This is a genomic window from Paracoccus sp. PARArs4, assembly GCF_947311865.1.
In the GTDB taxonomy this organism is placed as follows: domain Bacteria; phylum Pseudomonadota; class Alphaproteobacteria; order Rhodobacterales; family Rhodobacteraceae; genus Paracoccus; species Paracoccus zeaxanthinifaciens.
The window spans coordinates 70779-96755 of the sequence record NZ_CAMZMW010000005.1; the positions used below are offsets into that span (position 1 = coordinate 70779).

The 25977-nt window shown below is 68.3% G+C and carries 27 protein-coding genes and 1 tRNA gene; 18 read left to right on the forward strand and 10 right to left on the reverse strand.

From position 1 onward, the window contains the following. Positions 1-158: 158 nt before the first annotated feature. Positions 159-1076 carry a sulfite exporter TauE/SafE family protein gene (locus QMZ16_RS05590; protein WP_282602558.1) on the forward strand — a complete coding sequence of 306 codons (918 nt, stop codon included), beginning with the start codon at positions 159-161 and terminating at the stop codon, positions 1074-1076. After that, positions 1076-1960 (forward strand): TIGR02186 family protein, encoded by an 885-nt coding sequence (locus QMZ16_RS05595; protein ID WP_282602459.1) that lies wholly within the window; start codon positions 1076-1078, stop codon positions 1958-1960. The genes QMZ16_RS05590 and QMZ16_RS05595 overlap by 1 nt, the downstream gene beginning before the upstream one ends. Here the strand turns inward: QMZ16_RS05595 and QMZ16_RS05600 are convergent. Next, positions 1947-2906, reverse strand: coding sequence for an L-malyl-CoA/beta-methylmalyl-CoA lyase (locus QMZ16_RS05600; RefSeq protein WP_282602460.1), 960 nt, complete (start codon positions 2904-2906; stop codon positions 1947-1949). The two genes, QMZ16_RS05595 and QMZ16_RS05600, sit on opposite strands and share 14 nt — an antisense overlap. Positions 2907-3059: 153 nt before the next feature. Here QMZ16_RS05600 and QMZ16_RS05605 point away from each other — a divergent pair, with 153 nt between their 5' ends. Beyond that, complete coding sequence (locus QMZ16_RS05605; RefSeq protein ID WP_282602461.1) at positions 3060-3920, forward strand: D-amino-acid transaminase; 861 nt, start codon at positions 3060-3062, stop codon at positions 3918-3920. Between the two features lie 7 nt (positions 3921-3927). Here QMZ16_RS05605 and QMZ16_RS05610 read toward each other — a convergent pair whose 3' ends face one another. Further along, positions 3928-4668: an N-formylglutamate amidohydrolase gene (locus QMZ16_RS05610; RefSeq protein WP_282602462.1), complete on the reverse strand. Its 741-nt coding sequence runs from the start codon at positions 4666-4668 to the stop codon at positions 3928-3930. Positions 4669-4782: 114 nt separating this feature from the next. On the opposite strand from QMZ16_RS05610, the gene pyk reads away from it, so the two are divergent. From pyk to QMZ16_RS05650, 8 genes are all read left to right on the forward strand, one after another. Beyond that, a complete protein-coding gene (pyk, locus tag QMZ16_RS05615; protein ID WP_282602463.1) occupies positions 4783-6228 on the forward strand; it encodes a pyruvate kinase in 1446 nt (481 codons plus the stop codon). Then, positions 6225-6452 (forward strand): hypothetical protein, encoded by a 228-nt coding sequence (locus QMZ16_RS05620; RefSeq protein ID WP_282602464.1) that lies wholly within the window; start codon positions 6225-6227, stop codon positions 6450-6452. The genes pyk and QMZ16_RS05620 overlap by 4 nt, the downstream gene beginning before the upstream one ends. 109 nt (positions 6453-6561) lie before the next feature. After that, on the forward strand, positions 6562-6762 hold the full coding sequence (gene rpmI, locus QMZ16_RS05625) for a 50S ribosomal protein L35 (RefSeq protein ID WP_022708492.1): 201 nt from the start codon (positions 6562-6564) through the stop codon (positions 6760-6762). Positions 6763-6776: 14 nt separating this feature from the next. After that, positions 6777-7136 carry a 50S ribosomal protein L20 gene (gene rplT / locus QMZ16_RS05630; RefSeq protein ID WP_022708491.1) on the forward strand — a complete coding sequence of 120 codons (360 nt, stop codon included), beginning with the start codon at positions 6777-6779 and terminating at the stop codon, positions 7134-7136. Positions 7137-7338: 202 nt separating this feature from the next. After that, positions 7339-8646 carry a cytochrome P450 gene (locus tag QMZ16_RS05635; protein WP_282602559.1) on the forward strand — a complete coding sequence of 436 codons (1308 nt, stop codon included), beginning with the start codon at positions 7339-7341 and terminating at the stop codon, positions 8644-8646. A 75-nt stretch (positions 8647-8721) separates the two neighbouring features. Then, positions 8722-10128, forward strand: coding sequence for an alanine/glycine:cation symporter family protein (locus QMZ16_RS05640; RefSeq protein WP_282602465.1), 1407 nt, complete (start codon positions 8722-8724; stop codon positions 10126-10128). An 83-nt stretch (positions 10129-10211) separates the two neighbouring features. Next, a complete protein-coding gene (gene pheS / locus QMZ16_RS05645; RefSeq protein ID WP_282602466.1) occupies positions 10212-11294 on the forward strand; it encodes a phenylalanine--tRNA ligase subunit alpha in 1083 nt (360 codons plus the stop codon). Continuing rightward, the gene (locus tag QMZ16_RS05650; protein WP_022706628.1) at positions 11291-11581 is read left to right on the forward strand and encodes a YrhK family protein; all 291 of its coding nucleotides are present in this window, start codon (positions 11291-11293) and stop codon (positions 11579-11581) included. The genes pheS and QMZ16_RS05650 overlap by 4 nt, the downstream gene beginning before the upstream one ends. A 3-nt stretch (positions 11582-11584) precedes the next feature. Here QMZ16_RS05650 and QMZ16_RS05655 read toward each other — a convergent pair whose 3' ends face one another. Next, positions 11585-11887, reverse strand: coding sequence for a TM2 domain-containing protein (locus QMZ16_RS05655; protein ID WP_282602467.1), 303 nt, complete (start codon positions 11885-11887; stop codon positions 11585-11587). An 80-nt stretch (positions 11888-11967) separates the two neighbouring features. Then, positions 11968-13203: a DVUA0089 family protein gene (locus QMZ16_RS05660; RefSeq protein ID WP_282602468.1), complete on the reverse strand. Its 1236-nt coding sequence runs from the start codon at positions 13201-13203 to the stop codon at positions 11968-11970. Between the two features lie 177 nt (positions 13204-13380). Here QMZ16_RS05660 and pheT point away from each other — a divergent pair, with 177 nt between their 5' ends. Both pheT and QMZ16_RS05670 read left to right on the forward strand, forming a co-directional pair. After that, the gene (pheT, locus tag QMZ16_RS05665; protein ID WP_282602469.1) at positions 13381-15768 is read left to right on the forward strand and encodes a phenylalanine--tRNA ligase subunit beta; all 2388 of its coding nucleotides are present in this window, start codon (positions 13381-13383) and stop codon (positions 15766-15768) included. A gap of 123 nt (positions 15769-15891) precedes the next feature. After that, positions 15892-16734: a fumarylacetoacetate hydrolase family protein gene (locus QMZ16_RS05670; RefSeq protein ID WP_282602470.1), complete on the forward strand. Its 843-nt coding sequence runs from the start codon at positions 15892-15894 to the stop codon at positions 16732-16734. A 25-nt stretch (positions 16735-16759) separates the two neighbouring features. On the opposite strand, the gene QMZ16_RS05675 is transcribed toward QMZ16_RS05670, so the two are convergent. After that, positions 16760-16833: transfer RNA gene (locus QMZ16_RS05675), tRNA-Gly, on the reverse strand. A gap of 50 nt (positions 16834-16883) precedes the next feature. Then, entirely contained in the window at positions 16884-17336 is a 453-nt protein-coding gene (locus tag QMZ16_RS05680; RefSeq protein ID WP_282602471.1) for a nucleoside deaminase, read from the reverse strand. Between the two features lie 112 nt (positions 17337-17448). Here QMZ16_RS05680 and QMZ16_RS05685 point away from each other — a divergent pair, with 112 nt between their 5' ends. Next, on the forward strand, positions 17449-19071 hold the full coding sequence (locus QMZ16_RS05685; RefSeq protein ID WP_282602472.1) for a pseudouridine synthase: 1623 nt from the start codon (positions 17449-17451) through the stop codon (positions 19069-19071). 55 nt (positions 19072-19126) lie between these two features. Here the strand turns inward: QMZ16_RS05685 and QMZ16_RS05690 are convergent, their stop codons facing one another. Together QMZ16_RS05690 and QMZ16_RS05695 are read right to left on the reverse strand one after the other, a co-directional pair. Then, entirely contained in the window at positions 19127-19303 is a 177-nt protein-coding gene (locus QMZ16_RS05690) for a hemin uptake protein HemP (RefSeq protein ID WP_282602473.1), read from the reverse strand. A gap of 139 nt (positions 19304-19442) precedes the next feature. Then, a complete protein-coding gene (locus QMZ16_RS05695; protein WP_282602474.1) occupies positions 19443-20462 on the reverse strand; it encodes a zinc ABC transporter substrate-binding protein in 1020 nt (339 codons plus the stop codon). A 104-nt stretch (positions 20463-20566) separates the two neighbouring features. Here QMZ16_RS05695 and QMZ16_RS05700 point away from each other — a divergent pair, with 104 nt between their 5' ends. The 4 genes from QMZ16_RS05700 to QMZ16_RS05715 all read left to right on the forward strand — a co-directional run bounded on the left by QMZ16_RS05700 (position 20567) and on the right by QMZ16_RS05715 (position 22999). Next, positions 20567-21058, forward strand: a complete 492-nt coding sequence (locus QMZ16_RS05700; protein WP_282602560.1) for a Fur family transcriptional regulator — start codon at positions 20567-20569, stop codon at positions 21056-21058. Then, positions 21055-21822 (forward strand): ATP-binding cassette domain-containing protein, encoded by a 768-nt coding sequence (locus QMZ16_RS05705; protein ID WP_282602475.1) that lies wholly within the window; start codon positions 21055-21057, stop codon positions 21820-21822. Before QMZ16_RS05700 ends, QMZ16_RS05705 begins: the two co-directional genes overlap by 4 nt. Continuing rightward, entirely contained in the window at positions 21815-22597 is a 783-nt protein-coding gene (locus tag QMZ16_RS05710; RefSeq protein ID WP_022706617.1) for a metal ABC transporter permease, read from the forward strand. Before QMZ16_RS05705 ends, QMZ16_RS05710 begins: the two co-directional genes overlap by 8 nt. 192 nt (positions 22598-22789) lie before the next feature. After that, positions 22790-22999: a hypothetical protein gene (locus tag QMZ16_RS05715; RefSeq protein WP_022706616.1), complete on the forward strand. Its 210-nt coding sequence runs from the start codon at positions 22790-22792 to the stop codon at positions 22997-22999. Between the two features lie 151 nt (positions 23000-23150). Here QMZ16_RS05715 and QMZ16_RS05720 read toward each other — a convergent pair whose 3' ends face one another. Both QMZ16_RS05720 and QMZ16_RS05725 read right to left on the reverse strand, forming a co-directional pair. Further along, on the reverse strand, positions 23151-23783 hold the full coding sequence (locus QMZ16_RS05720; RefSeq protein ID WP_282602476.1) for a YjbF family lipoprotein: 633 nt from the start codon (positions 23781-23783) through the stop codon (positions 23151-23153). Further along, entirely contained in the window at positions 23780-25966 is a 2187-nt protein-coding gene (locus QMZ16_RS05725; protein WP_282602477.1) for a YjbH domain-containing protein, read from the reverse strand. The genes QMZ16_RS05720 and QMZ16_RS05725 overlap by 4 nt, the downstream gene beginning before the upstream one ends. Positions 25967-25977 lie beyond the last annotated feature (11 nt).

Here is a 25977-nt window from a genome sequence, read left to right on the forward strand (position 1 = left end):
CGCGCGCGCGATCGTGACCACCAACGATTAGACCACCAACGATTAGCCGGGCGGGCATCGCGCTTCAACCCGTCCGCGTCGGACACGGGCGCGAAAGCGGTTTGACGATGCCGCGCCGCCGCGTCATCCTGAACGCCAACAGGAACGGGCCGCGCAGGATGCAGATCTATCTTCCCATCGCCGAGGTCTCGGTCAATGCCTTCACGCTGACGGGCCTTGGCGGGCTGGTCGGTGTCATGAGCGGCCTGTTCGGCGTGGGCGGCGGCTTCCTGATCACGCCGCTTCTGTTCTTCATCGGCATCCCGCCCGCCATCGCGGTGGCGACCGGCGCGAACCAGGTGGTCGCATCCTCGGTATCCGGCGTGCTGGCGCACATGAAGCGCAAGACCGTCGATTTCCGCATGGGGGGCGTGCTGCTGGCAGGCGGCCTTGTGGGCTCGGGGCTGGGGGTGCTGGTCTTCAACATCCTGCAGCGGCTGGGCCAGGTCGAGCTGGTCGTGCAGCTGTGCTATGTCGTGTTTCTCGGCCTGATCGGCGGCATGATGCTGCAGGAAAGCGTGCGCGCGCTGACCCGTTCGCGGAACCCGGCGGCGGGCAGGCGGCGGCTGCATCAGCACAGCTGGATCCACCGCTGGCCGCTGAAGGTCAAGTTCCGCGCCTCGGGGCTGTATATCAGCTTGATCCCGCCTTTGCTGGTGGGCGTCGCGGTGGGCGTGCTGGCCGCGATCATGGGGGTGGGCGGCGGCTTCATCATGGTGCCCGCGATGATCTATCTTCTGGGGATGCCGACCAAGGTCGTGGTCGGCACGTCGCTGTTCCAGATCACCTTCGTCACCGCCTTCACCACGCTGATGCATGCGGTGAACTACAACACCGTGGACGTGATGCTGGCCGTCCTGCTGATCGTGGGGGGCGTGATCGGTGCGCAGATCGGCACGACGCTGGGCGCAAGGCTGCGGGCCGAGCAGCTGCGCATCCTGCTGGCGCTGCTGGTGCTGGCGGTCTGCGGCAAGCTGGCGCTGGACCTGTTCCTGACGCCCGACGACCTGTTCCAGATCGCGGCGGGGGGACGGTGATGCGCTGGGCGATCGCCGCGCTGGCCATTCTTGCGGCCGAACCCGTGCATGCGCAGGGGGCCGGATCGACCGTGCCCGAAACGGGGGGCATCCTGCCGACCGACGAACGGGGCTGGCCGCTGTTTCCCGATCCGGGGCAGCCCCGCAGCCCCGTCACCCCCGAGGAGCGCCCGACGGGCGAGCAGGTCGTCGCGGGGCTGTCGAACGCCTCGGTCTCGATCACGGCCAGCTTCGACGGGTCCGAGATCCTGATCTATGGCGCGGTCAAGCGCGAGGCGCCGATCCCCGCAGGCGATCTGGACGTGATCGTCACCATCGAGGCCCCCTCGCAGCCGGCGACGATCTGGCAGAAGCAGCGCCGCTTCGGGATCTGGGTGAATACCGACAGCGTGCGGATCGGGGCCGCGCCCAGCTTCTATGCCGTGGCGACGACCGGACCGCTGGAGGAAATCCTGTCCCCCGCATGGGACAGCCGCTACCGCATCTCGTTGCCGCAATCGCTGCGCGCCTTCGCGGACACACCCGCGGTCGCGGATACCCGCCCCTTCACCGAGGCGATGATCCGGCTGCGTCGGCAGGACGGCCATTACCGTCTGGACGAATCCAGCGTCACCTTGGTCGAGGACACGCTGTTCCGCACCGACATCCGGCTGCCCGCCAACCTGATCGAGGGCGACTACAAGACCCGCATCTTCCTGCTGCGCGGCGGCGAGGTCATCGACGTCTATCGCGCGGGCATCGAGGTGCGGAAGGTCGGGGTGGAAAGGTTCCTCTACAACCTGGCGTTCGACAGGCCGCTGATCTACGGGCTGATGTCGCTGGCGGTCGCGGTCGCGGCGGGCTGGGGGGCATCCGCCGCGTTCCGCAGGCTCAGGCGCAGTTGATCAGTTCGGCCTGGCGCACGATCACCTCGGCCTGCTTGATCGATGCGATGTCGACCAGCCGCCCCTTGTAGACCGTGGCCCCCGATCCGCTGGCCTTCGCCTCGGCCATGGCCGACAGGATCTCCTGCGCCTCGGTGACGGCGGCCTCGCTTGGCGAGAAGACGTCGTTCGCCAGCGCGATCTGGCTGGGATGGATCGCCCATTTGCCGACCATGCCAAGCGTCGCGGACCGCCGCGCCTGCGCGACATAGCCGTCGGGATCGCTGAAATCGCCAAAGGGTCCGTCCACGGGCAGCAGGCCGTGCGTGCGGCAGGCGGCGACGATCTTGGCCTGCACCCAGTGCCAGGGATCGGGCCAGTATTTCTGCCCCTCGCGGATCATGTAATAATCCTCCTGCGTGCCGCCGATGCCGGTCGTGGCCATGCCCATCGAGGCCGCGAAATCCGCGGCACCCAGGCTGATCGCCTGCATCCGGGGCGAGGCCGCCGCGATCTCCTCCACATGGCAGATGCCGGCGGCGCTCTCGATGATGACCTCGAAGGCGATGGGTTTCGTGCGGCCCTTCGCGCGTTCGATGGCCGTCACCAGCGCATCCACCGCATAGATGTCCGAGGCGTTGCCGACCTTGGGGATCATGATCTGGTCGATCCGGTCGCCCGCCTGTTCCAGCAGATCGACCACGTCGCGATACCAGTAGGGCGTATCCAGCCCGTTGATGCGCACCGACAGCGTCTTGTCGCCCCAGTCCACGTCGCCGATGGCCTGCACGATATTGGCGCGCGCCTGCGCCTTGTCGTCGGGGGCGACCGAATCCTCGAGGTCGAGATTGATCACGTCGGCGGCGGAACGGGCCATCTTCTCGAACAGGGCGGTGCGCGAACCGGGGCCGAACAGCTGGCAGCGGTTCAGGCGGGCCGGGGATGGGGGCTGAAGGCGAAAGCTCATCACTGGGTCCAGTTCATAAAGTTTGCATGTCGTTTACGGTAATAATGTTGCGCTGCACTTGCAGCAAGGGTTTTCCTGCACCGCAGCGTGCTTGACCTGCCGCATCTTTGGGCGCAGGACCGCCCGCGAACGCGGATGGCAAGGAGGCTCGCGATGTCGCGCATTGTTTATTTGAACGGAACCTATCTGCCCGAGGCCGAGGCCAGCGTCTCGGTCTTCGATCGCGGCTTCCTGATGGCCGATGGCGTCTACGAGGTCGTCAGCGTGCTGGACGGCAAGCTGATCGATTTCGAGGGCCACATGGTGCGCCTGAAGCGGTCGCTGTCGGAACTGCAGATCGCCAACCCGCTGAGCGACGACGAATACCTCGAGGCCCATCGCGCGCTGCTGGAGAAGAACGGCATCGGCGACGGCCTCGTCTATCTGCAGGTGACGCGGGGCAATCCGGGCGACCGTGACTTCGCCTATCCCGCCGCGGACGTGACGCCGACGGTGGTGATGTTCACGCAGTCGAAGCCCGGCCTGGCCGACAATCCCGCCGCCAAGACCGGCTGGCGCGTCATCGGGGTCGAGGATCTGCGTTGGGGCCGCCGCGACATCAAGACGGTGCAGCTGCTCTATCCCTCGATGGCCAAGATGGAGGCGAAGGCGCGCGGCGTGGACGATGCGTGGATGGTCGAGGACGGCCGCGTGACCGAAGGGACGTCGAACAACGCCTATATCGTCAAGGGCGGCACCATCGTCACCCGCGAGCTGAGCAACGACATCCTGCACGGCATCACCCGCGCCGCGGTCCTGCGCTTTGCCGCCGAGGCCCAGATGAAGGTCGAGGAGCGCAGCTTCACCATCGCCGAGGCGCAGGAGGCCGACGAGGCCTTCGTGACCTCGGCATCCGCCTTCGTCATGCCCGTGGTCGAGATCGACGGCGCGAAGATCGGCAGCGGCGCGCCCGGCCCGGTCGCCGCGCGCCTGCGCGAGATCTATATCGAGGAAAGCCGCAAGCTGGGCGTCTGACGCCCGCTTACAGCCCGCTGTCGGCCAGCACCCGTTCGATCACGGGGGCAAGGCGGCGGGCCCATTCCGCCTGCCCTTCGGGGGTGGCGATCAGGTCGTTGCGCAGCTCGATCAGCAGATTCGGGCGGCCATGGTCCAGCGCGTGGCGGTCGATGGAATCGCCCTGCAGATGCCCGTCATAGGGCTCGTTCTCGCCGGTGATCCAACCCTCGGCCCGGCAGGCCCGCACCATCGCCGGACCCAGCCGCGCATCACGGTGGCTGTAGAGGATGCCGACCTGCCAGGGGCGCGGCGGCCGTCCGCGCAGCTGCGGCGTGAAGCTGTGGATCGCGCAGATGCAGCGGTGCGGATGCCGGTCGGCCAGCGCATCCAGCGCGTCGTGATAGGGGCGGTGCAGCAGCCGCAGGCGACGTTCGCGTTCCTGCGCGTCCGCATGGCGGTTCGCGGGGATCACCGTCCCGTCATAGAGCCGCATCAGCAGGGTCGGATCGTCCTCGCCGCGGTTGGGGTCGATCACCAGCCGCGAGAAATCGGACAGGATCGCGGGCGCGTCCATGATCCGCGCCAGTTCGCGGGTCAGCCCCGCGGCCCCCACGTCGAAGGCGATATGGCGGTCCATGTCGTCGCGCGCGATGCCCAGATCGCCGCCGCCCACCCAGTCGGGGACGCGATTCGTCGCATGGTCGCAGGTGATCAGCCAGCGCGAGGGGCGGTCCGCGCCCTCGGTCAGGTAGGGGGTTTCCGTCATGCCGTGGTCATCCATCATGGTGCAGGCTGTCTACGATGTCCGCGCGCCAGACGCCAGTTGCCCACACGTCGCGATTGCGGCATAGATAGCGCTAAATTCGAGAAGGGACGGGATATGAGAAGACATCGCAACGTGAAGATCGTGGCAACCCTCGGGCCGGCATCTTCCACCAAGGAAATGATCTCGGCCCTGTTCGAGGCCGGCGCCGATGTGTTCCGTCTGAACATGAGCCACGGCAGCCACGAAGATCACCGCGAACGCTACGAGATCATCCGCCAGATCGAGGCCGAGGCAGGCCGCCCCATCGCGATCCTGGCCGACCTTCAGGGTCCGAAGCTGCGCGTGGGCAAGTTCGCCGACGGCGCGCACGACCTGGCGCCGGGCGACCGCTTCCGCTTCGACCTCGATGCCGCCGAAGGCAATGGCGAACGCGTGCAGCTGCCCCATCCCGAGATCTTCGCCGCCCTGATCGAGGGCAGCGAGCTGCTGGTCAACGACGGCAAGATCCGCTTGCGCGTCGACGAATGCGGCGCCGATTTCGCCAATTGCACCGTCACCGTCGGGGGCACGATCAGCGACCGCAAGGGCGTGAACGTCCCCGACGTGGTGCTGCCGCTGGCCGCGCTGTCGGACAAGGACCGCGCCGACCTCGAATTCGCCTGCGAGCTGGGCGTGGACTGGCTGGCCCTGTCCTTCGTGCAGCGCGCCGAGGATGTCGAGGAGGCCAAGTCGCTGGCCAAGGGCCGCGCCGCCGTCCTGTCCAAGATCGAGAAGCCCGCGGCCGTCCGCGCCTTCGAGGAGATCCTCGAGGCATCCGACGGCATCATGGTCGCCCGCGGCGACCTGGGCGTCGAGCTGCCGGTGCATTCGGTCCCGCCGATCCAGAAGCGCCTGGTCCGCCAGTGCCGCGCCGCCGCCAAGCCGGTGATCGTCGCGACGCAGATGCTGGAATCTATGATCGAGAGCCCGATGCCGACCCGCGCCGAGGTCAGCGACGTGGCCAACGCCATCTACGAAGGCACCGACGCGGTCATGCTGTCGGCCGAAAGCGCCGCCGGCGACTTCCCGATCGAGGCCGTGCGCACGATGGACAGCGTCGCCCGGTCGGTCGAGGCGGACCCGAACTACCGCTCGATCATCGACGCGGCGCGCCGCGCCAGCCTGTCGACCGTGCCGGACGCCATCGTGACCGCCGCGCGCGAGATCGCCGAGACGACCGACGTCGCCGCCATCTGCGTCTTCACCCAGTCGGGCAAGACCGTCAGCCTGGTCGGCCGCGAACGTCCGCGCGTGCCGATCCTGGCGATGTCGCCCATCGAATCGGTGCTGCGCCGCATGTGCCTGACCTGGGGCACGCATTGCGTCGTCACGGGCCGCCTGTCGCGCTTCAAGGAGGCGGTCGTCAACGCGACCCGTGCCGCCCGCGACTACGGCTTTGCCGACGAGACCCGCCAGGTCGTGGTCGTCGCAGGCGTGCCGTTCAACGTGGCCGGTTCGACGAACATCCTGCGCATCGCGCCCTGCGACGAGCGCCTGATCTACGCGTCGGAGCTGGAATGAGCGCTTCGGCCATCCTGATGGTCCTCGGGGTCGCGCTGTGCGCGGCCTCGGTGGTGCTGGCGGTGGTCCAGCTGCTGCGGCTCCAGCCGCCGCGGCTGGCCGTGCTGGCGCTGGTGGCGGGCATCCTGTCGCTGTTTGCGGGGGCGCAGCTGCAGCCCGGGCCGTTCCAGCCCGCGGATGTCGCGACCGCCCTGCGTTCGGTCCTGCCGCAGGACGCCGACTGAGCACTTGCCAAATCACCCGGACGCGCTTATACGGCGCGCTTCCGATCCCGTGCGTCCGGCCGATATGGCATTGCCGAGTCGCACGTTCACTCTGATGAAGGAGATGAAAATGCCGAAGATGAAGACCAAGTCGGCCGCCAAGAAGCGGTTCTCGTTCACGGCCTCGGGCAAGGTGAAATCCGGCCAGGCCGGCAAGCGCCACGGCATGATCAAGCGCACGACGAAGTTCATTCGCGACGCGCGCGGCACCACCGTCCTGTCGGACGCGGATGCCAACATCGTCAAGAAGTACATGCCCTACAACCGCTGATCGAGGACTGAAACATGGCACGAGTCAAATCCGGCAAGGTTACCCACGCCCGCCACAAGAAGGTCCTGAAGGCTGCCAAGGGTTACTACGGTAACCGTTCGCGCAACTTCCGTACCGCCACGCAGGCCGTCGACAAGGCGAACCAGTACGCCACCCGCGACCGCAAGAACCGCAAGCGCAGCTTCCGCTCGCTGTGGATCCAGCGCATCAACGCAGGTGTCCGTGCGATCGACGCCGAGATGACCTATTCGCGCTTCATCAACCTGCTGGCGAAAGCCGGCATCGAGGTTGACCGCAAGGTTCTGGCCGATCTGGCCGTGAACGAGCCGGAAGCGTTCGGCGCGATCGTCGAGAAGGCGAAAGCCGCAGCCTGATCCGTTCAGGACGCGACTTCGAAGGGGGCCCGCTTTGCGAGGCCCCTTTTTCTTTGCGACATCATGACCCGCCCTGAACACTTGCCGGGGCGCCGCGCGATTGCATAGCCTTGCGGCCATGGCACGCGACCAGACCGACCAGCAACCGCCCCCCGCGCAACGGAGCCCTGTCCGCGGCGAACCCGCCCGCGTGCCGCTGGCCATGCGGCCCCTGGGCCTGTGGGGCACGGCGATGACCGCGCGCCGCAACGTGCTGGAACTGATCCCCGCCATCGCCACGCGCCAGCCCATCGTGTCGGGCACGACCGGCCTGCGCTGGCACATGGTCATGGACCCCGCCAGCCTGCGCCGCATCCTCAAGGAACGGGTCGAGGATTACCCGAAATCCACCACGACCAAGCTGATCCTGGAACCGGCCATCGGCGACAGCCTGTTCGTGGCCGAGGGCGCGCATTGGCGCTGGCAGCGCCGCGCCGCGGCCCCCGCCTTTTCCAGCCGCAACGTCGAGGCGCTGGCCCCCGTGATGACCGCCGCGGCCGAGGCGTCCTGCCGCCGGATCGCCGCCGCCCCGGGCGCGCTGGACATCTTCGAGGAAACGGTCGCGGCCACGTTCGAGGTGATCTCGGACGTGACCTTGTCGGGCGGCGAGGGCGCGTTCGACCGCGACGGCGTGCATCAGGCCATCGACGCTTATATCGCGCAGACGGCCAAGGTGTCGCTGATGGACGTGATGGGGCTGCCCGCATGGCTGCCGCGTCCGGGGCGGCTGTTCGCGGGGCCGGGGCTGAAGCGGATGAAGGCCATCGCGGACCGGGCCATCGCGACCCGGGCCGAGCGTCCGCATGTCGGGGTGCCGGACCTTCTGGACCTGCTGCTGGGCGCGTCCGACCCCGAGACCGGCCGCGCGATGAACCGCGACGAGCTGCGCGACAACCTGCTGACCTTCATCGTCGCGGGCCACGAGACGACGGCCCTGACACTGGCCTGGGCGCTGTACCTGATGGCCTTCGACCCCGACTGGCAGGAACGCGCGGCGGCCGAGTCGCAGGCCCTCTTGCAGGGGCGCGCGGCCACGGCGGCGGATGTGGCGCATCTTCCCGTCACGACGCGCATCGTCAACGAGACGCTGCGCCTTTATCCGCCGGCGGCCTTCCTGTCGCGCACTGCGCAGGCGGCGGACCGCGTTTGCGGCCGCGAGGTGCGTCCCGGCGACACGGTCATCCTGCCGATCTATGCGCTGCACCGTCACCACCTGCTGTGGGACCGCCCCGACGGGTTCGATCCCGACCGCTTCCTGCAAACCCCTGACCGCTATGCCTTTCTGCCCTTCGGCGCGGGGCCGCGCATCTGCATCGGCGCCAGCTTCGCGATGCAGGAGGCCGTGATCATCCTGGCGACACTGCTGTCGCGCTTCCGTTTCCGCCGCGTGCCGGGCCGCGATCCCAGGCCCCGGATGATCCTGACCCTGCGCCCCGAGGGCGGCGTCTGGCTGACGGCCCGACCCCGCTGATCGCGGGTCCCCGGCCTTGCCATCGCTCACGACCCTGTTAAGGACTGCCTCATATCTCGGCAGAGGAGGGGCGGCATGGACGCCATCATCGATTTTCTGAACAACATCTTCTGGGGCTATGTGCTGATCTACGGTCTGCTGGCCGTCGGCATCTACTTCACCATCCGCCTGGGCTTCGTCCAGTTCCTGCATTTCCGCGAGATGTGGCGCTGCGTGAAGGGTTCGGGCGAGGTCGACCGGGCGGGCATCTCGCCGTTCCAGGCGCTGGCGGTGTCGCTGGCAAGCCGCGTGGGCACGGGCAACATCGCGGGCGTCGCGGTCGCGCTGACCCTGGGCGGCCCGGGCGCCATCTTCTGGATGTGGATGGTCGCGCTGGTCGGCATGGCCACCGCCTATTCCGAAAGCCTTCTGGCGCAGCTCTACAAGGTGCGTGACGGGCAGGGCATGTATCGCGGCGGTCCCGCATATTACATCGCCCGCGGCCTGGGCCAGAACTGGATGGCGGCGCTGTTCTCGGTCGCGCTGATCGTGTCCTTCGGGCTGGTCTTCAACGCGGTCCAGGCCAATTCGATCGCGCAGGCGGTCGAGGGGTCGTTCGGCATCAGCACGCTGGCCGTCGGCATCTTCGTGGCCGCGCTGTCGGGCCTGATCATCTTCGGGGGCATCCCGCAGATCGCGCGCACCGCGCAGCTGATCGTCCCGATCATGGCGGGCCTGTATCTGCTGGCCGCCGTCATCGTGCTGCTGATGAACATCGGCGCGGTTCCGGGCATCCTGACCGGCATCGTGAAATCGGCCTTCGGCCTGCAGGAGGCCGTGGGCGGCGTCACCGGCGGCGTCATGGCCGCGATGATGAACGGCATCAAGCGCGGGCTCTTCTCGAACGAGGCCGGCATGGGCTCGGCCCCGAACATCGCGGCGGTCGCCGTGCCGGATCCGCACCACCCCTCCAGCCAGGGCTTCGTGCAGGCACTGGGCGTCTTCATCGACACCATCCTGGTCTGCACCGCGACCGCGGTGATGATCCTGCTGGCCGACGTCATGCCCTCGTCCGAGCTGACGGGCGTGAACCTGACGCAGGCGGCGCTGGCCGACCACTTCGGCGGCTTCGGCCACATCTTCGTCGCGATCGCGATCTTCTTCTTCGCCTTCACCTCGATCATCGGCAACTACTCCTATGCCGAGAACGCGCTGGTCTTCCTGGGTGCGGGCAAGTCGGGGATCATGGTGCTGCGGATCGCCGTTCTGGGCATGGTCGTCTGGGGCGCGCTTCAGGCCGTCTCGACCGTGTTCAACTTCGCGGATGCCAGCATGGGCCTGATGGCCACGATCAACCTGATCGCCATCGTGCTGCTGTCGGGGACCGTCGTGCATGTCACGCGCGACTACCTGCGTCAGCGCAAGGCGGGGCAGGAACCCGAGTTCCACATCGAGAAGCACCCCGGCATCGCGCCCGGCGTGACGCGCGACATCTGGAACTGAAGAACGGCGCGCGCGGGGGCGGACAGGCTTTCCCCGCGCGCGCACCCATGCTAACCGAGGGCCGACTGGAATGAGGCCCCTCGATGGATGATCTGAACCCCCTTCGCCAGACCTGGCTCGACCGTATCGCCGGTGCCGCCGATCCTGCCCAGATCGAGGAAGTGCGTCTTGCCGCCCTCGGCAAGAAGGGCGAGATCAGCCTGAAGATGCGAGAGCTGGGCAAGATGACGCCCGAAGAGCGTCAGACCACCGGCCGCGCCCTGAACGAGCTGCGCGACGAGATCGACGCCGCCCTGCGCGCCCGCAAGCTGGCGCTGGAAGATGCGGCGCTGGATGCGCGGCTGAAGGACGAATGGCTGGACGTGACCCTGCCAGGTCGCCCGCGCCGCCAGGGCACCATCCACCCCATCAGCCAGGTCACGGAAGAAATCACCGCGATCTTCGCCGACATGGGCTTTGCGGTGGCCGAAGGCCCGCAGGTCGAGAGCGACTGGTACAATTTCGACGCGCTGAACATCGCGCCCGAACATCCCGCGCGCCAGGAACACGACACCTTCTTCATGCATCGCGAGCCGGGCGACGACCGCCCGCCGCATGTGCTGCGCACCCATACCAGCCCCGTTCAGATCCGCGCGATGAAGGAACAGGGCGCGCCGATCCGCGTCATCGCGCCGGGCCGCGTCTATCGCATGGACATGGATCAGACGCATACGCCGATGTTCCACCAGATCGAGGGTCTGGCCATCGGGCGCGACATCAGCATGGCCCAGCTGAAATGGACGCTCGAGGAATTCTGCCGCGCCTTCTTCGAGGTGGACGAGGTCGAGCTGCGCTTCCGCGCCAGCCACTTCCCCTTCACCGAACCCTCGGCCGAGGTGGATATCCGCTGTTCCTGGGAAGGCGGCCAGCTGAAGATCGGGCAGGGCAATTCCTGGCTGGAGATTCTGGGCTCGGGCATGGTCCATCCCAACGTGCTGCGCGCGGCGGGGATCGACTCCGACCAGTGGCAGGGCTTCGCCTTCGGCGTGGGCATCGACCGGATCGCCATGCTGAAATACGGCATTCCCGACCTGCGCGCCTTCTTCGAAAGCGACCTTCGCTGGCTGCGCCATTACGGCTTTGCCGCGGGCGACATGCCCTCGATCGCGGGCGGGCTCAGCAAATGAGCTTCTGGGCCGGCGCGTTCAGGCATCACCGTCGCGAGGCGTCCCACGCCTCGCGCAGGCTCTATGCCCAGGTCGAGCTGGCCCACACCTTCGTCGATTTCGGCGCGGCGATCTGCTTCCTCGTCGGGTCGATCATGTTCTTCTTCGACAGCTGGACCTTTACGGCAACCTGGTTCTTCACCATCGGCTCGGTCCTGTTCTGCGTGAAGCCCACCCTGCGCCTGTGGCGCGAGGTGAAGCTGTATCGCATGGGCAAGACCGACGAGCTGGCCGACCGGGCCGAGTAGCCGTCAGACCGACAGCCTGCGGCGGATGTCGTCCTTGTCGGCGCGGATCATGCCGGGGATCAGGAACAGGTCGATCACGCACCACAGCGCGACGAAGGCGATCGGGATCCAGCCGATCAGGATGAGCGTCATCGCCCAGCCCAGCAGCCAGGTGACCAGCATGATCAGCCCGCTCATCCAGCGGCCCAGATACATGCGGTGCACGCCGAAGCCCCACAGGAAGATCAGCAGCAGATAGGCGACCACCGGCGATCTTGCGTCATTCGCGACGCGTTGTTCGATCAGCAGTTCCCGTTGCGTGTCCATGGCTTTTCCTATGTCTGTTCGTGCAGACAAAGATGGGGGCGGATGCCGGCCAGACAAGGCCGGCACCGGGGATCGCGCGCTTACTCGGCCCGCAGGAAGCGGTCGAAGGTCAGCGTGACGGGCCGCACCGCGCCCTGTTCCTCGCGCCCGATATCGGTCAGCGCAAGGCGATAGAGGCCGGGCTGCAGCAGCACCGGACCCAGCTGCGAATCGGTGCCCTCGCCGTGGTCGTCGTTCTGTTCCAGCGCGGCCCCGCCCGGCCCGAACAGCGCAAGGTTGGTGTCCACGCCGGTCATCATGCCATAGGCGTTGACGACGACCATCGTCTCCTCCTCCAGCGTGAAGGTCAGCCATTGCGCGGTACCGTCCTGCAGCACGACCGTCTCTCGGTCGCGGGGGAATTCCAGCGCCTGCATCGGATAGCTGCCATCGGCGGTCGGCGCGATCTCGCCCCTTGCATAGGCCCCGGCCAGGTAGGTGTCGCGATCCAGCGCCTCGGCCGTGACCGCGATGCTGCCGCTGCCCGCCGACAGCGGCGCGACGCCCAGGCAATAATCCCCCGCCATCAGCCCGTTGGGGAAATCCAGCCGCGAGTTCAGCCCGTCCGCATCGTCGTTCTCGGCGATCTTGCGGCCGGTGCCGTCGAACAGCGCCATGTTCGGGTCCAGCTGTTCGCTGGTCGCGCGCAGGGTCAGGCCCGTGGGCTGGTCCAGCGTGAAGCGGTGATAGGTGACGCTGGCTGTGGCCTCGGTCCGGGCGGGCAGGGCGGCTGCCAGCGGTCCTTCGGCAAGGGGCGTCGCCTCGGTCTGGGGGGTGCAGGCGGCGATCGCCAGATCCTCGGGGTCGGCCAGCAGCGGCTCCATTTCGGCGGTGCCCAGCTGGACCTGAGCGGTCATGTCCTCGTTGCCGACGGGGATCAGCTGCACGCAATAGTCGCCCGGCGCCAGCTGCGTCTCGATCCGGGAATTGAGCGTGCCGGCCGCGTCGTCGTTCTCGTCGATCTGGGTGCCGTCGGGGGTCTGCAGGCGCAGCATCGGATCGCCGTCCGACGCGGCCTCCAGCCGGATCTGCTGCGCGTCGCCGGTCACGGTAAAGGCCGCGTGGGGATGCTGGCCGGTCCGGGTCGTCATGGACAGCGCGATGGCCGCATCCGCGGTCGCGATGTCGCTGCCCTCGCGCGTGCCGCCCAGCCATTCGGCGGGCTGACCCGCGCAGGTGAAGGTCTGGGGTTCTGCGGCGGCGTCCTGCGCGGAAGCGGGCAGGGCGGGGGCCATCGCCGCGACCAGCGCGACGCCAAGGGGGATGTGACGGACCATCGGGACACCTTCAATCGTGAATTCGGATGCACCTAAGCACCCCTTTTCCCGGCTCACAACCCCGCCGGGACGCGGGAAATCCGCGCTTGCGACTTGACCCGCAGCGCCTTGCACGGTTCAAGGCCATGAAATGCCATTCCCGCGCGCCCGCGCGGGCAGGAACCGAAAGCGAGCGCCATGAAGTTCACCCTCTCCTGGCTCAAGGAGCATCTCGACACCTCCGCCACCCTCGACGAGATCGTCGAGGCGCTGACCGATCTGGGCCTCGAGGTCGAGGACGTCCGCGACCCGGCAGCCAAGCTGGGCAGCTTCACGCTGGCGCGGGTGGACCATGCCGAGCAGCATCCCGATGCCGACCGCCTGCGCGTTTGCCGCGTCACCACCGACGAGGGCGAGAAGCAGATCGTCTGCGGCGCGCCCAATGCGCGTGCGGGGATCACGGTCGTGCTGGCCAAGCCCGGCGACTACGTTCCCGGCATCGACGTGACCCTGGGCGTCGGCAAGATCCGCGGCATCGAGAGCCACGGCATGATGGCATCCGAGCGCGAGCTGGAGCTGTCGGACGAGCACGAGGGCATCATCGAGCTTCCCTCGGGCGAGGTCGGGCAGCGCTATGTCGACTGGCTGGCCGAGAACGCGCCGGACAAGATCGACCCGATGATCCACATCAAGATCACGCCGAACCGCCCCGACGCGCTTGGCGTTCGCGGCGTGGCCCGCGATCTGGCAGCCCGCGGGTTGGGCGCGCTGAAGCCCGCCCCCGAGGCCGAGATCCAGGGGCAGTTCCCGTGCCCCGTCGGCGTGACCATCGCGCCGGAAGTCGCGGGCAAGGCGCCGTTCTTCGCGGGTCGCGTGGTGCGCGGCGTGAAGAACGGCCCGTCGCCGGAATGGCTGCAGAAGCGCCTGCGCGCCATCGGCCTGCGCCCGATCAGTGCGCTGGTGGACATCACCAACTTCTTCACCTTCGACCTGAACCGCCCGCTGCACGTCTTCGACGCCGCCAAGGTTGCGGGCGACCTGACCCTGCGCGCCGCCCGCGCGGGTGAACGGATCGAGGCACTGGACGAGAAGACCTATGACCTGCCCGAGGGCGCCGTTGTCATCTGCGACGAGAACGGCCCCGAGAGCATCGCGGGCATCATGGGCGGTCTGGCGTCGGGTTCGTCCGACGACACCGTGGACGTGTTCATCGAGGCCGCCTATTTCGACCCGATCGCCATCGCGACCACGGGCCGGGCCATGAAGATCCTCAGCGATGCGCGCTATCGCTTCGAGCGCGGGATCGACCCGGCATCCACCCTTCCGGGGCTGGACCTGGCGACCCGCATGGTGATGGACCTGTGCGGCGGCACCCCGTCCGAGGTGGTGACCGCGGGCGCGCTGCCCGACACCTCGCGCGCCTACCGTCTGGACCCGTCGCGCACCTCGCGCCTTGTCGGCATGGACATTCCCGAGGACACGCAGCGCGCCACGCTGCAGGCCCTGGGCTTCCGGATGGAGGGCGAGATGGCCCATGTCCCGTCCTGGCGTCCCGACGTGCTGGGCGAGGCCGACCTGGTCGAGGAGATCGCCCGCATCGCCAGCCTGACGCGCCTTGAGGGCAAGCCCCTGCCGCGTCCGCAGGCGGGCGTTCCGCGCCCCGTCCTGACGCCCCTGCAGATGCGCGAGAAGACCGCGCGGCGCATGGCGGCATCCCTGGGCTACAACGAATGCGTGACCTACAGCTTCATCGACCAGGCCTCGGCCGCGCTGTTCGGCGGCGGCACCGACGCCCTGCGGATCGAGAACCCGATCAGCAGCGAGATGACGCATCTGCGCCCCGACCTGCTGCCGGGCCTGCTGGCCGCGGCCGCCCGCAACCAGGCGCGCGGTTTCGCGGACCTGGCCCTGTTCGAGCTTGGCCCCGTCTTCAGCGGCGGCGAACCCGGCGATCAGGCGATGCAACTGTCGGGCCTGCTGGTCGGCTCGACCGGGCCGCGCGATCCCTTCGGCACGCGCCGCAAGGTCGATCTGTATGACGCCAAGGCCGATGCCGAGGCCGTGCTCGAGGCCATCGGCGCACCCGCCCGCGTGCAGATCAACCGCAAGCTGGACGGCTGGTGGCATCCGGGCCGCGCGGGCAACGTGGCACTTGGTCCGAACGTGCTGGCCACCTTCGGCGAGGTGCATCCCCGCATCCTCAAGGCGATGGACGTGAAGGGCCCCGCGGTCGCCTTTACCGTCCGCATCGCCGCCGTGCCCTTCCCCAAGGCGCGGACCACGACCCGCCCCGCGCTGCAGGCGTCCGAGCTGCAGGCGGTCGAACGCGACTTCGCCTTCGTGGTCGATCCGCAGGTCGAGGCGCTGACCCTGGTCAATGCCGCCGCGGGGGCCGACAAGGCGCTGATCGACAGCGTGACGGTCTTCGACCAGTTCACCGGGCTGGACGATGGCCGCAAGTCCATCGGCATCACCGCGCGCCTTCAGCCGCGCGACAAGACGCTGACCGATGCCGATATCGAGGCCGTGAGCGGCAAGATCGTCGAGAAGGTCCAGAAGGCCACCGGCGCGACCCTTCGCGGCTGAGGCCCGCCGGACAGGCAACGGAAAAGGGGCGTCCCGTCGCGGGGCGCCTCTTTTTCATTATGTGCACTTTACACTGCGTCAACCTGTGACAAGACTGCGCCCGACCGAACAGGGGGGATTGCGATGAAGCTGCTGCGTCACGGCCCGAAGGGGCAGGAAAAACCTGGACTTCTGGACGATGCGGGCAATATCCGCGACCTGTCCGCGCATGTCGACGACATCGCGGGCGAGGTCCTGACCCCGGACGGCCTGGGGCGGATTGCGGCGCTGGACCCGCTGTCGCTGCCGGTGGTCGATCCCGCGACGCGGCTGGGCCCCTGCGTGGGACGGGTGGGCAAGTTCATCGGCATCGGCCTGAACTATGCCGATCACGCCGCCGAGGCCGGGATGGAGATCCCGTCCGAGCCGATCCTGTTCTCGAAGTTCACCAGCGCGATCTCGGGGCCGAACGACGATGTGGAGATCCCGCCGGGTTCCGCCAAGACCGACTGGGAGGTCGAGCTGGGCTTCGTCATCGGGCAGGGCGGTCGTGACATCCCCGAGGCCCGCGCGATGTCCCACGTCGCGGGCTATTGCGTGGTCAACGACATCTCGGAACGCGAATGGCAGGCCGAACGCGGTGGCAGCTGGGACAAGGGCAAGGGCTTCGACAGCTTCGGCCCGATCGGCCCCTGGCTGGTGACCACGGACGAGGTGCCCGACCCGCAGCGGCTGAGGATGTGGCTGGAGGTCGATGGCCAGCGCCACCAAGACGGCACCACCGCGACGATGATCTTCGGTGTGCGGACGCTTGTCGCCTATCTGTCGCGCTGCATGTCGCTGCAACCGGGCGACGTGATCGCGACGGGCACCCCGCCGGGGGTGGGCATGGGCATGAAGCCGCCCCGCTTCCTGCGCGGAGGCGAGACGATGCGCCTTGGCATCGAGGGCCTTGGCGAACAGCGTCAGCTGGTCAGGCGGCGCTGAGATATTCGTGGGTCCGGTGGGGGATTGGAGCGGGTGATGGGAATCGAACCCACGTCTTCAGCTTGGAAGGCTGCGGCTCTACCATTGAGCTACACCCGCATGCGCATCGGTATAGGTAAGCCCGCCGCCCCTTGCAAGCGGGTTCGGACCTAGCGCCGCGCGGTGAAGAACTCGCGCAGGATGATGCGCGCGGGATCTGCCGAGATCCCGTCATAGATCTCGGGGCGGTGGTGGCATTGCGGATGCGAGAAGACCCGCGCCCCATGCGCGACGCCGCCCATCCGCACATCGTCCGCGCCGTAATACAGCCGCGCGATCCGCGCCCCGGCGATGGCGCCCGCGCACATCGGGCAGGGCTCCAGCGTGACCCAAAGGTCGTGCCCCGGCAGACGTTCCGACCCGAGCGCCGCGCAGGCCGCGCGGATGGCCAGGATCTCGGCATGGGCGGTGGGGTCCGACAGTTCGCGGCAACGATTGCCCGCGCTGGCGACGACGCGGCCGTCCGGGTCGGTCACGACCGCGCCGACCGGCACCTCGCCCCGCAGGGCTGCGGCGCGGGCCTCGGCCAGGGCCAGGTCCATGTGGCTGCGATATCGCGTCATCGGATGCTTGTCGCGCGAAGACCAGCCATGCGCAAGATGGGGCTTCCCAAGCCGCCCCGTGGTCGCGTATGGCTGCGCCTTTGCCACCGCAGAGATGCGCAGGAGAGATCGCATGACCGAAGACCTGACCCCCCGCAAGGACAGCCCCGAACGCATCGCCAAGGTGATGGCACGCGCAGGCGTCGCCAGCCGCCGCGAGGCCGAGCGCATGATCGTCGAGGGCCGCGTCACCGTGAACGGCGAGAAGATCTCCAGCCCCGCGCTGGACGTGCTGCCGACCGACCGCGTGACCATCGACGGCAAGAAGATGGACGCCCCGCAGGAAACGCGCATGTGGCTCTATTACAAGCCGCTCGGCCTCGTGACCTCCGAATCGGACGAGAAGGGCCGCCAGACCGTCTTCGACGCGCTGCCGCGCGATCTGCCGCGGGTGATGACCGTGGGGCGGCTCGACCTCAACTCCGAGGGGCTGCTGCTGCTGACCAACGACGGCGACCTGAAGCGCCGGCTGGAACTGCCCGCCACGGGCTGGCTGCGCCGCTATCGCGTGCGGGTGAACGGCACGCCGAACGACCTGACCTTCGCGCCCCTGCGCCGTGGCGTGACCATCGACGGCGAGGATTTCGCCCCGATGGAGATCAAGCTGGACAGCCAGCAGGGCGCGAACGCCTGGCTGACCGTCGGCATCCGCGAGGGCAAGAACCGCGAGATCCGCCGCGCGATGTCGCATATCGGCCTGCAGGTGAACCGCCTGATCCGCGTCGGCTATGGCCCGTTCAAGCTGGGCACCCTGGAAAAGAACGAGGTGTCCGAGGTCAAGCGCCGCGTGCTGCGCGACCAGCTGGGCGGCCTGTTGACCGGCGAGCCCGACGAGCGCCCGCGCGAAATGCGCCCTCGCGGCGCCGAGGACAACCGCGGGGAGAAGGGCGGCTTCCGTCCGCGCGGTGATGGCGAGCGTCGCGAAGGCGGCTTCCGTCCGCGCGGTGATGGCGAGCGTCGCGAAGGTGGCTTCCGTCCGCGCGGTGATGGTGAACGTCGCGAAGGTGGCTTCCGCCCGCGCGGTGATGGGGAACGTCCCGCCCGCAGCTTCGGGGCCAAGCGCGACGGCGACGAGGGCGGCTTCCGTCCTCGCAAGGATGGGGATTCGCCCCGCTTCAAGGGGCGCCCGGGCGGCGATCGCGGCGATTTCCGCAAGCGCGAGGACGGCGATGACCGCCCCGCACGTTTCGGCGGCAAGCCCGGCGATGCCCGCAAGCCCTTCAAGCCCAAGGGCGACCGCCCCGAAGGCGCTCGTTCCTATGGCGACCGCCCGCGTGGCGATGGCCCCCGTGGCGACGGTCCGCGTGGTGATCGTCCTGGCAAGCCCGGCGGCTTCGGTCGCAAGAGCTTTGGCGATTCGCGCGGAGAGGATCGCGGCGGCAAGCCGTTCGGCAAGGGTCCCCGTGGCGACCGCCCCGCAGGCGACCGTTCCTATGGCGACCGTCCGCGCGACGACCGCCCCCGCAGCGACAAGCCGCGCGGCGACAAGCCCTGGTCCGACAAACCGCGTGGGGACAAACCGCGCAGCGACAAGCCTTGGGCCAACAAATCCCGCAATGACGGGCCGCGCGGTGACAGGCCGCAGGGCGACCGTCCGCGTGGCGAAGGATTCCGCTCTGGCGGTCCCCGTTCCGGCGGCCCGCGCTCGGGTGGTCCCCGTTCGGGTGGCCCGAAAGGCAACAAGCCGCGCGGGTGATCCGCAGCGGCTTGTCGCATCGAATATCGAAGGGCCGGGCAATCGCCCGGCCTTTTCACTTCGTCAGGATCAGCTTGCCCGCACGGGTGATGCGCAGCTGATAGACCTGCTCGTCCAGGACGATCAGGGCCTGGTTTCCACCAGCGGTCAGTTCGGTGGCGTCATGTTGCGGCAGGCGCGAAAGAAGCGTGTTGCCGGGACGGACGAAATCTGAGGGACGCGTGGCGGTCATGGTCAGCCCTTTGCTGTGGCGGTTGAACTGTGCCAAAGCTGACAAATTCGTTCGGGATTGTCAAAGTAAAAGAGTCGGGAATCCGGACAAAAGAAAACGCCCGGCGCGGAGGCCGGGCGTTTCGTGTCGTGAAATCAGTTCACTCGGTCTCGAAACACTCGATCAGGCTGTCGCCGAGCGCGGTCAGGATGGCCATGTAACCGCCATCCTCGACCGTCGATCCTTCGGGGCTGAGCGTGCCGCCCATCCGCACGCCCGTGCCCTCGATCACGGTTTCGACCAGGCGCGGGTCGTGCGCGTATTCGGGGAAGGCGCAGACGGCGCCGGTGTTTTCGATCCGGTGGCGGACCTCCTCCAGGCGCTGCGCCGAGGGAGCGGTCGCATCGCCGAGCGCCACGGGGGTCGCGGGTTTCAACCCGAACGCGGTGGTGAAATAGCCGTAGGCGTCATGGAAGACGACGAATTCCTTGTCGGCATGCGGGGCAAGGCGCTGGCGCAGATCCTCGGCCTCCGTCTCGATCCGCGCGGTCGCGGCCTCGGCGTTGGCGCGATAGGTGGCGGCATTCTCGGGGTCGGCCTCGGACAGGGCGTCGGCGATGGCGCCCAGCCAGGGGCCCGCGTTCTCGGGGGTCAGCCAGGCGTGGGGATCGGTGCCCGAGTGGTCGTGCCCCTCGTGCCCCTCGTGCCCCTCGTGGTCGCCGTGGTCATGTTCTTCGTGACCGTGGTCGTCGTGCCCATGATCCTCGTGACCGTGATCGTCGTGATCATGGCCCTCGTGGTCGTGATCCTCATGCTCATGCTCGTCATGATCCCCGGCCGGGCCGCCGAAATCCTGCAGATGCGTCCCCTCGACCGACAGCAGCTGAAGCTGCGCGGCATCGGCGGCGATGTTCTGTGCCGGACGCTCCAGCCAGGCGGTCATCGAGGGGCCCATCCAGACCAGCAGCGCCGCGTCCTGCAGCCTGCGCGCGTCCGAGGGCCGCATCTGGTAGTCATGCGCCCCCGACCCGGCGGGCAGCAGCACCTGGACATCGGCCAGATCGCCCGCGACCTCGCGGACCAGCGCGCCGGTGGGCGGCAGGTCGACCATGATCGGGCCAATATCGGCAAGGGCGGGCAGGGCGGTCAGCGACAGCATCGCGGTCAAAGTAAGGCGCATGGTCGTCCTTCGGGCTTTGTTGCGGTTGGCGGCTTGTCCATGTTACAGGATAACAAGTCAAGCCAAGTGTAACTTCATAACATGACGGACCGCCTCGCGTGCCCATGACATCCGACGGAATCGGCGCGGCCTTCGCGCCGCACGACCACAGCCATTGCAGCGCCCGCGCGCTGGCCGATGCCGCCGAAAGGCTGGCATCCGAGGGCGCGCGCCTGACGCCCGTCCGCCGCCGCACGCTGGAGATCCTGCTGGAGAACCACCGCGCCATGGGCGCCTACGAGGTGCTGGACCGCCTTGCGGCCGAGGGGTTCGGCCGTCAGCCGCCCGTCGCCTATCGCGCGCTGGAATTCCTGGTGCAGCATGGCCTGGCCCACCGGTTGCAGCGCCTGAACGCCTTCGCCGCCTGCCTGCACCCGGGCGAGGAACACCAGCCCGCCTTCCTGATCTGCGACAGGTGCGACCGCATCGCCGAGGTCCCCTCGGGCCCCATGCGCACCGCGCTGGCCGAGGTCGCGGCGGGGTCGGGCTTTGCCGTGGACCGCGTCACGGTCGAGGCCGTCGGCACCTGCGCCATCTGTGCCGAGGACCGCGGATGAACAGCCTGATCGAGGCGCAGGGCCTCACCGTTCACCGCCCCGGCACCGAGGAGCCGGTGCTGTCCCATATCGATTTCCGCATTCTGCCGTCCGAGATCGTGACGGTGGTCGGGCCGAACGGCTCGGGCAAGTCGTCGCTGGTGCGCGCCCTGCTGGGCCATCTGGCGACGGCGCGAGGCGACGTGCGCAGGATGCCGGGGCTGCGCATCGGCTATGTCCCGCAGAAGGTGCATCTGGATACCGCGATCCCCATGACCGTGCGGCGCTTCCTGTCGCTTCCGCAGCGCGTCACCGATGCCGAGGCCGAGGCGATGCTGGCCCGCACCGGCGTCGAGGGGCTTGGCAACCGTCAGCTGACGCAATTGTCGGGCGGTCAGTTCCAGCGTGTGCTTCTGGCGCGCGCTTTGCTGAACGATCCGCATCTTCTGGTGCTGGACGAGCCGACGCAGGGGCTGGACCAGCCGGGGATCCTGTCCTTCTATCGCCTCATCGACGAGGTGCGGCGCGAGACGGGTGCCGCCGTGCTGATGGTCAGCCACGACCTGTTGGTCGTTATGCGCGCCTCCGACCGCGTGGTCTGCCTGAACGGGCATGTCTGCTGCGAGGGCACGCCCCAGCATGTCAGCTCGGCCCCGGAATACCGCGCGCTCTTCGGTGCCGAGGCGGAGGGGACGCTCGCGCTCTATCGTCACCGTCACGATCACGACCATGACGCCGTGGGGCATGTCCATGGCCCCGATTGCGGACATCATCCGAATGCTTGACGACTTCTTCATGCGCGCCGTTCTGGCGGGGCTTGGCCTTGCGCTGGTGGCGGGCCCACTGGGCAGCTTCGTCGTCTGGCGGCGCATGGCCTATTTCGGGGATTCGACGGCCCATGCCGCCATTCTGGGGGTGGCGGTCGCGCTGGCCTTCGACATCTCGATCTATGTCGGGACGCTGACGGTGGCGGGGCTGATGGCGGTCGTGGTGTCCGCGCTGGTGTCGCGGGGGCAGGCGATGGACACCATGCTTGGCGTGCTGTCGCATTCGGCGCTGGCCTTCGGGCTTGTCGCGATCAGCTTCGTGCCCGCAGCGCGCACGGATCTTTCCAGCTATCTGTTCGGGGACATCCTTGCGGTGGGCAAGCTGGATCTGGCGCTCATCTGGTCGGGTGCGCTGCTGGTCACCTTCATGCTGGCCTGGCGCTGGCAGCGGCTTCTGACATCGACCCTGAACGAGGAACTGGCCATGGCCGCGGGCATCGATCCGCGCACCGAAAGGCTGATCCTGTCCATCGCGCTGGCCATCGTCGTGGCGCTTGCGATTCGCGTCGTCGGATCGCTGCTGATCTCGGCAATGCTGATCGTCCCGGCGGCGGCTGCCCGCATATGGGCACGCACCCCTGAGCGGATGGCCGCCGTCGCGGCGGTGCTGGCGGCGCTGTCGGTCCTGTCGGGGCTGTGGGCCAGCCTGCGACTCGACACTCCGGCAGGTCCGTCGATAGTTGCGGCGGCCGCGATATTTTTCCTGCTCTCGCAGGGCTTTCGCCGGGGTTAGTGCCGAAAAGTCACAGTTTTTCCCGGGGTTTGCGGGATCGGGAACAAGGGCCCGAAATGGGTGTTGGCCAATATGCAACAGTGACCGCGACCCGACCGAGTGAGGAATTCAATGCTGCTTTTCAACTCATCGGGTTTGTGTAACTGTCGCAGCGATGTTGCCGGTGACGGCAGCTTTCAACCGAAACGGAGCATGATCATGACCAAATTCGCTACTTTCGCTGCCGCTCTCGGCCTGACCGCAACTTCGGCTCTGGCCGGTGGCTACGTCGCCCCCGTCGTTGAAGTCGAGCCCGTCGTCGTCGAGGAGCAGGCTGCTTCGTCGAACGCCGGCCTGGTGGTTCCGGCTCTGCTGCTGCTGGGCGTCATCGCCGCAGTCGCTTCGGACGACGACGACAGCTGATTTCGGAACGGATCGGTTCTTCCGGTCTGTTTCAAGGGGGGCTGGCCTTGTGCCGGCCCCCCTTTCCTTTGCGCCGCGCCCCTTGCGCCCGGCAGTGCGCATGAAAAAACCGGCCCCCGCAGGGGCCGGTTTTCGCGTTTCTGACGAAGGCTCAGGGCCGCAGGGTCTGGATGGTCACATACCCCGCCGCGGGGCCGATCCACTGGCGCGACACCGCACCCTGCGCGCCATAGCTGTTCTGGAAGGTCACGCCGTGCCCCTCGCAGTTCTCGACCGTGACGCCGGGCTGCGGGCCCGCGCCCACGGTGCAATCGAAGCGCAGCGGGCGTTCCAGCCCGTCACCCGAGAAATAGCGCATGACCCGCGTGCCCGAACCGGAACCCGCACGGATCGCGGCGGCGGTGCCGATCTCGGCCACGGACAGGTCGTTGCCCAGGCCCCGCGTGCCGACCAGAAGGCCGTCGCGGATGATCAGCGCTTCCTCGGACGGGGTCATGTAGGTGCGCATCGCGCCGTTCTGGCCCGTCAGCGCCATGACCTGCGTGCGGCCAAGGTTCTCGAAGCCCGCCTGGATCAGCGGGCCCTGGTTGACGCGCAGCGCCTCGGCCGCGGCCTGGGCCGGGGTCTTGGCGGGCGCTGCGGGTTCCGCGCGCCGTTCGGCCACGACCTGGCCCGCGGTCTGGGCCAGCACGCCCAGGGGACCGGTCGCGGCGGTGTCGTTCCCGCAGGCCGCCAGCCCCGCCAGCGCGGTCGCGGCCATCGTCAGCTTGACTGCACGGATCATCGCCAGAACCTCCCCCAGCCTTCATACAGATCGACGGTCTGCGCCTCGCGCACACGGTCATAGAGCCGCCCGTTCACGTTCAGCTGCGCACCGCCGTCGCGCGACAGCGACCGAAGGTCGGTCGAGACGCGGTCGCGGCTGGCCTCGCCGGTCGCCCAGCCAAGCGGGATCGACAGGGTGATGCCCTTGTCGAAGCTGCCCTCGCCGAATTCCTCGGCCGACAGGTCGGTCTTGGTGGCATAGGCGCCGATGCGCCAGCCATTCGCGAATTCGCGCTGCAGCGCGACGGTCGCGCCGACATCGCCCGCAAGGTACTTGCCGACCGACAGCTGGCCGGTGAAGCCTTCCGTGAACTCGTAATAGGCCGAGACATGGCCCATCGTGACCTCGTAGTCGCGGAAGTCGAACAGCTGGTCGAAATCGCGCTTCCTGACGTGGTTCACCTCGGCGCCGATGGCCAGCTGCGAATTGGCGGGCTTCCACAGGGCCTCGGCGGAGACGCCGCCATAGGCGCGTTCCAGAAGGCCCGTGGTGACGCGGGTATAGACCGTGTCGGTGGGCTTCTCGTACCACGCAAGGGTCAGTTCCGGGATCACAGGGCTGGTATTGCCCGTGTACATGCGCGTGTCCGAACGCACGCGCGGCACGCCCTCGGGTGTGGTTTCCAGCGACGCGTCGGCTTCGTATTCCTCGGGGGTGTAGTATTCGCCGCGCTCGCCCGGGATGCCGGGGCCGCGCTGGCCGATATCGCCGAAGGCGCGCTGGCGGATGGCGCCCGTCACGATCAGGCCCGGCGTGATCTCGTAGCTGGCGCGGGCCTCGGCACCGACCTCGTGGGTCAGGCCGTCCTCGGCGCTGAAGATGCCCAGATCGACATAGGGCTTGATCGACCAGCGGAAGCGCGGGGTGACGCCCGGAGTGGTGACCAGTCCCGGCGCGCTGCGCGGCGCATCGACCAGCTGCGAGGCGGCGGCGATCTGCCCGGCCTCGGTATTCTCCAGCCGCTCGACATCGGACCGGCGCAGCACCACGGTCGAGGTCGGCATCCCGTTCGCGGTCGAGGTGATCGCGAAGGTCTCGACCGAGGGGGGCAGGGCGCGGGTCATCAGGCGCGCGGTGCGGCCCACGGCCTCGGCCTGGTTGATATAGCGGGTGTTGCGGATGCGGACCTCGGCGCGGGTCGCGCTCAGGCCCATGCTCTCGAGCGTCTGGCCCTCGTCGGCCAGCGCGTCGCCAAGCGCCTTCTGGATGGCGGGCTGGGCGGTGGGGTCCTGCGACCAGCTGCCGGACCAGCCCTCGGGATCCGCCGCGGGCGAGGGGCGCGGACGCACGGGCGCGGGGGCCTTTTCCAGCCCCGAAGGATAGGCCGCCTCGCGCGGGTTCAGCGCGATGGTGAAGGTCGCGCCGATCGTCTCGCCGCCGATGGTATAGAGACCGGCCTCGTAGTTGCGCCCGATGCGATAGTTCGCGGCCAGGTTCAGGCTGCTGCCCGGTTCCTCGCCCTGCTGGAAGCTGTTGCCGTTGCTGTAATTCGCGACATATTCGTCGTTCGAATATTCGGCGATCAGGTTCAGCTTGTCGGTGGCCTGCCAGCTGACCGATGCGAAGGGCTTCGGGCTGCCGCTGAACCACTGGTCCACGTTCGGGGTGCCGCCCTCGTCGCCGACATCGATGGTGCGCGGGTTGCCCGCAAGCACGCCCCAGCCCAGACCCGCCGAGACGCGGATGCGCGGCGTGATCGTCTTGGTCGCCACGACGTATTCGCCGGAATAGACGCCGGTCCCCAGGAAGTCCTGCAGGCCCACCGCGACGGCGGGACGCCAGCCGTCCTCCTCCAGCACCTGGTATCGCAGGTCCAGCGAGCGGTCCGAGATGTAGCCCTCGTTCCGGTAGTCGTTGATCCCGTCCACGCGGCCATAGCGCAGCACGGCCGTCAGGCCCGGCAGCGCCTGGAAGAAGATGTTGCCGCGGCGGGCATAGTCCGACCAGGACACCGTCGCGCCAAGGGTGCCGTCCGGCAGCGTCTCGGCGGTGGGCGTGTCGATGCCGCCCGGCAGGCCATAGGTCGACATGTTCCGCGCGATCAGCGGGTCCGCGACGGCTGTTCCCGTCCCCGAGCCCAGAAGCAGGGCCGCGGGCAGGGCGGTGGCCATCAGATGGCGTGTCAGGCGCGAGCGGCGCATGGTGGTGGGTC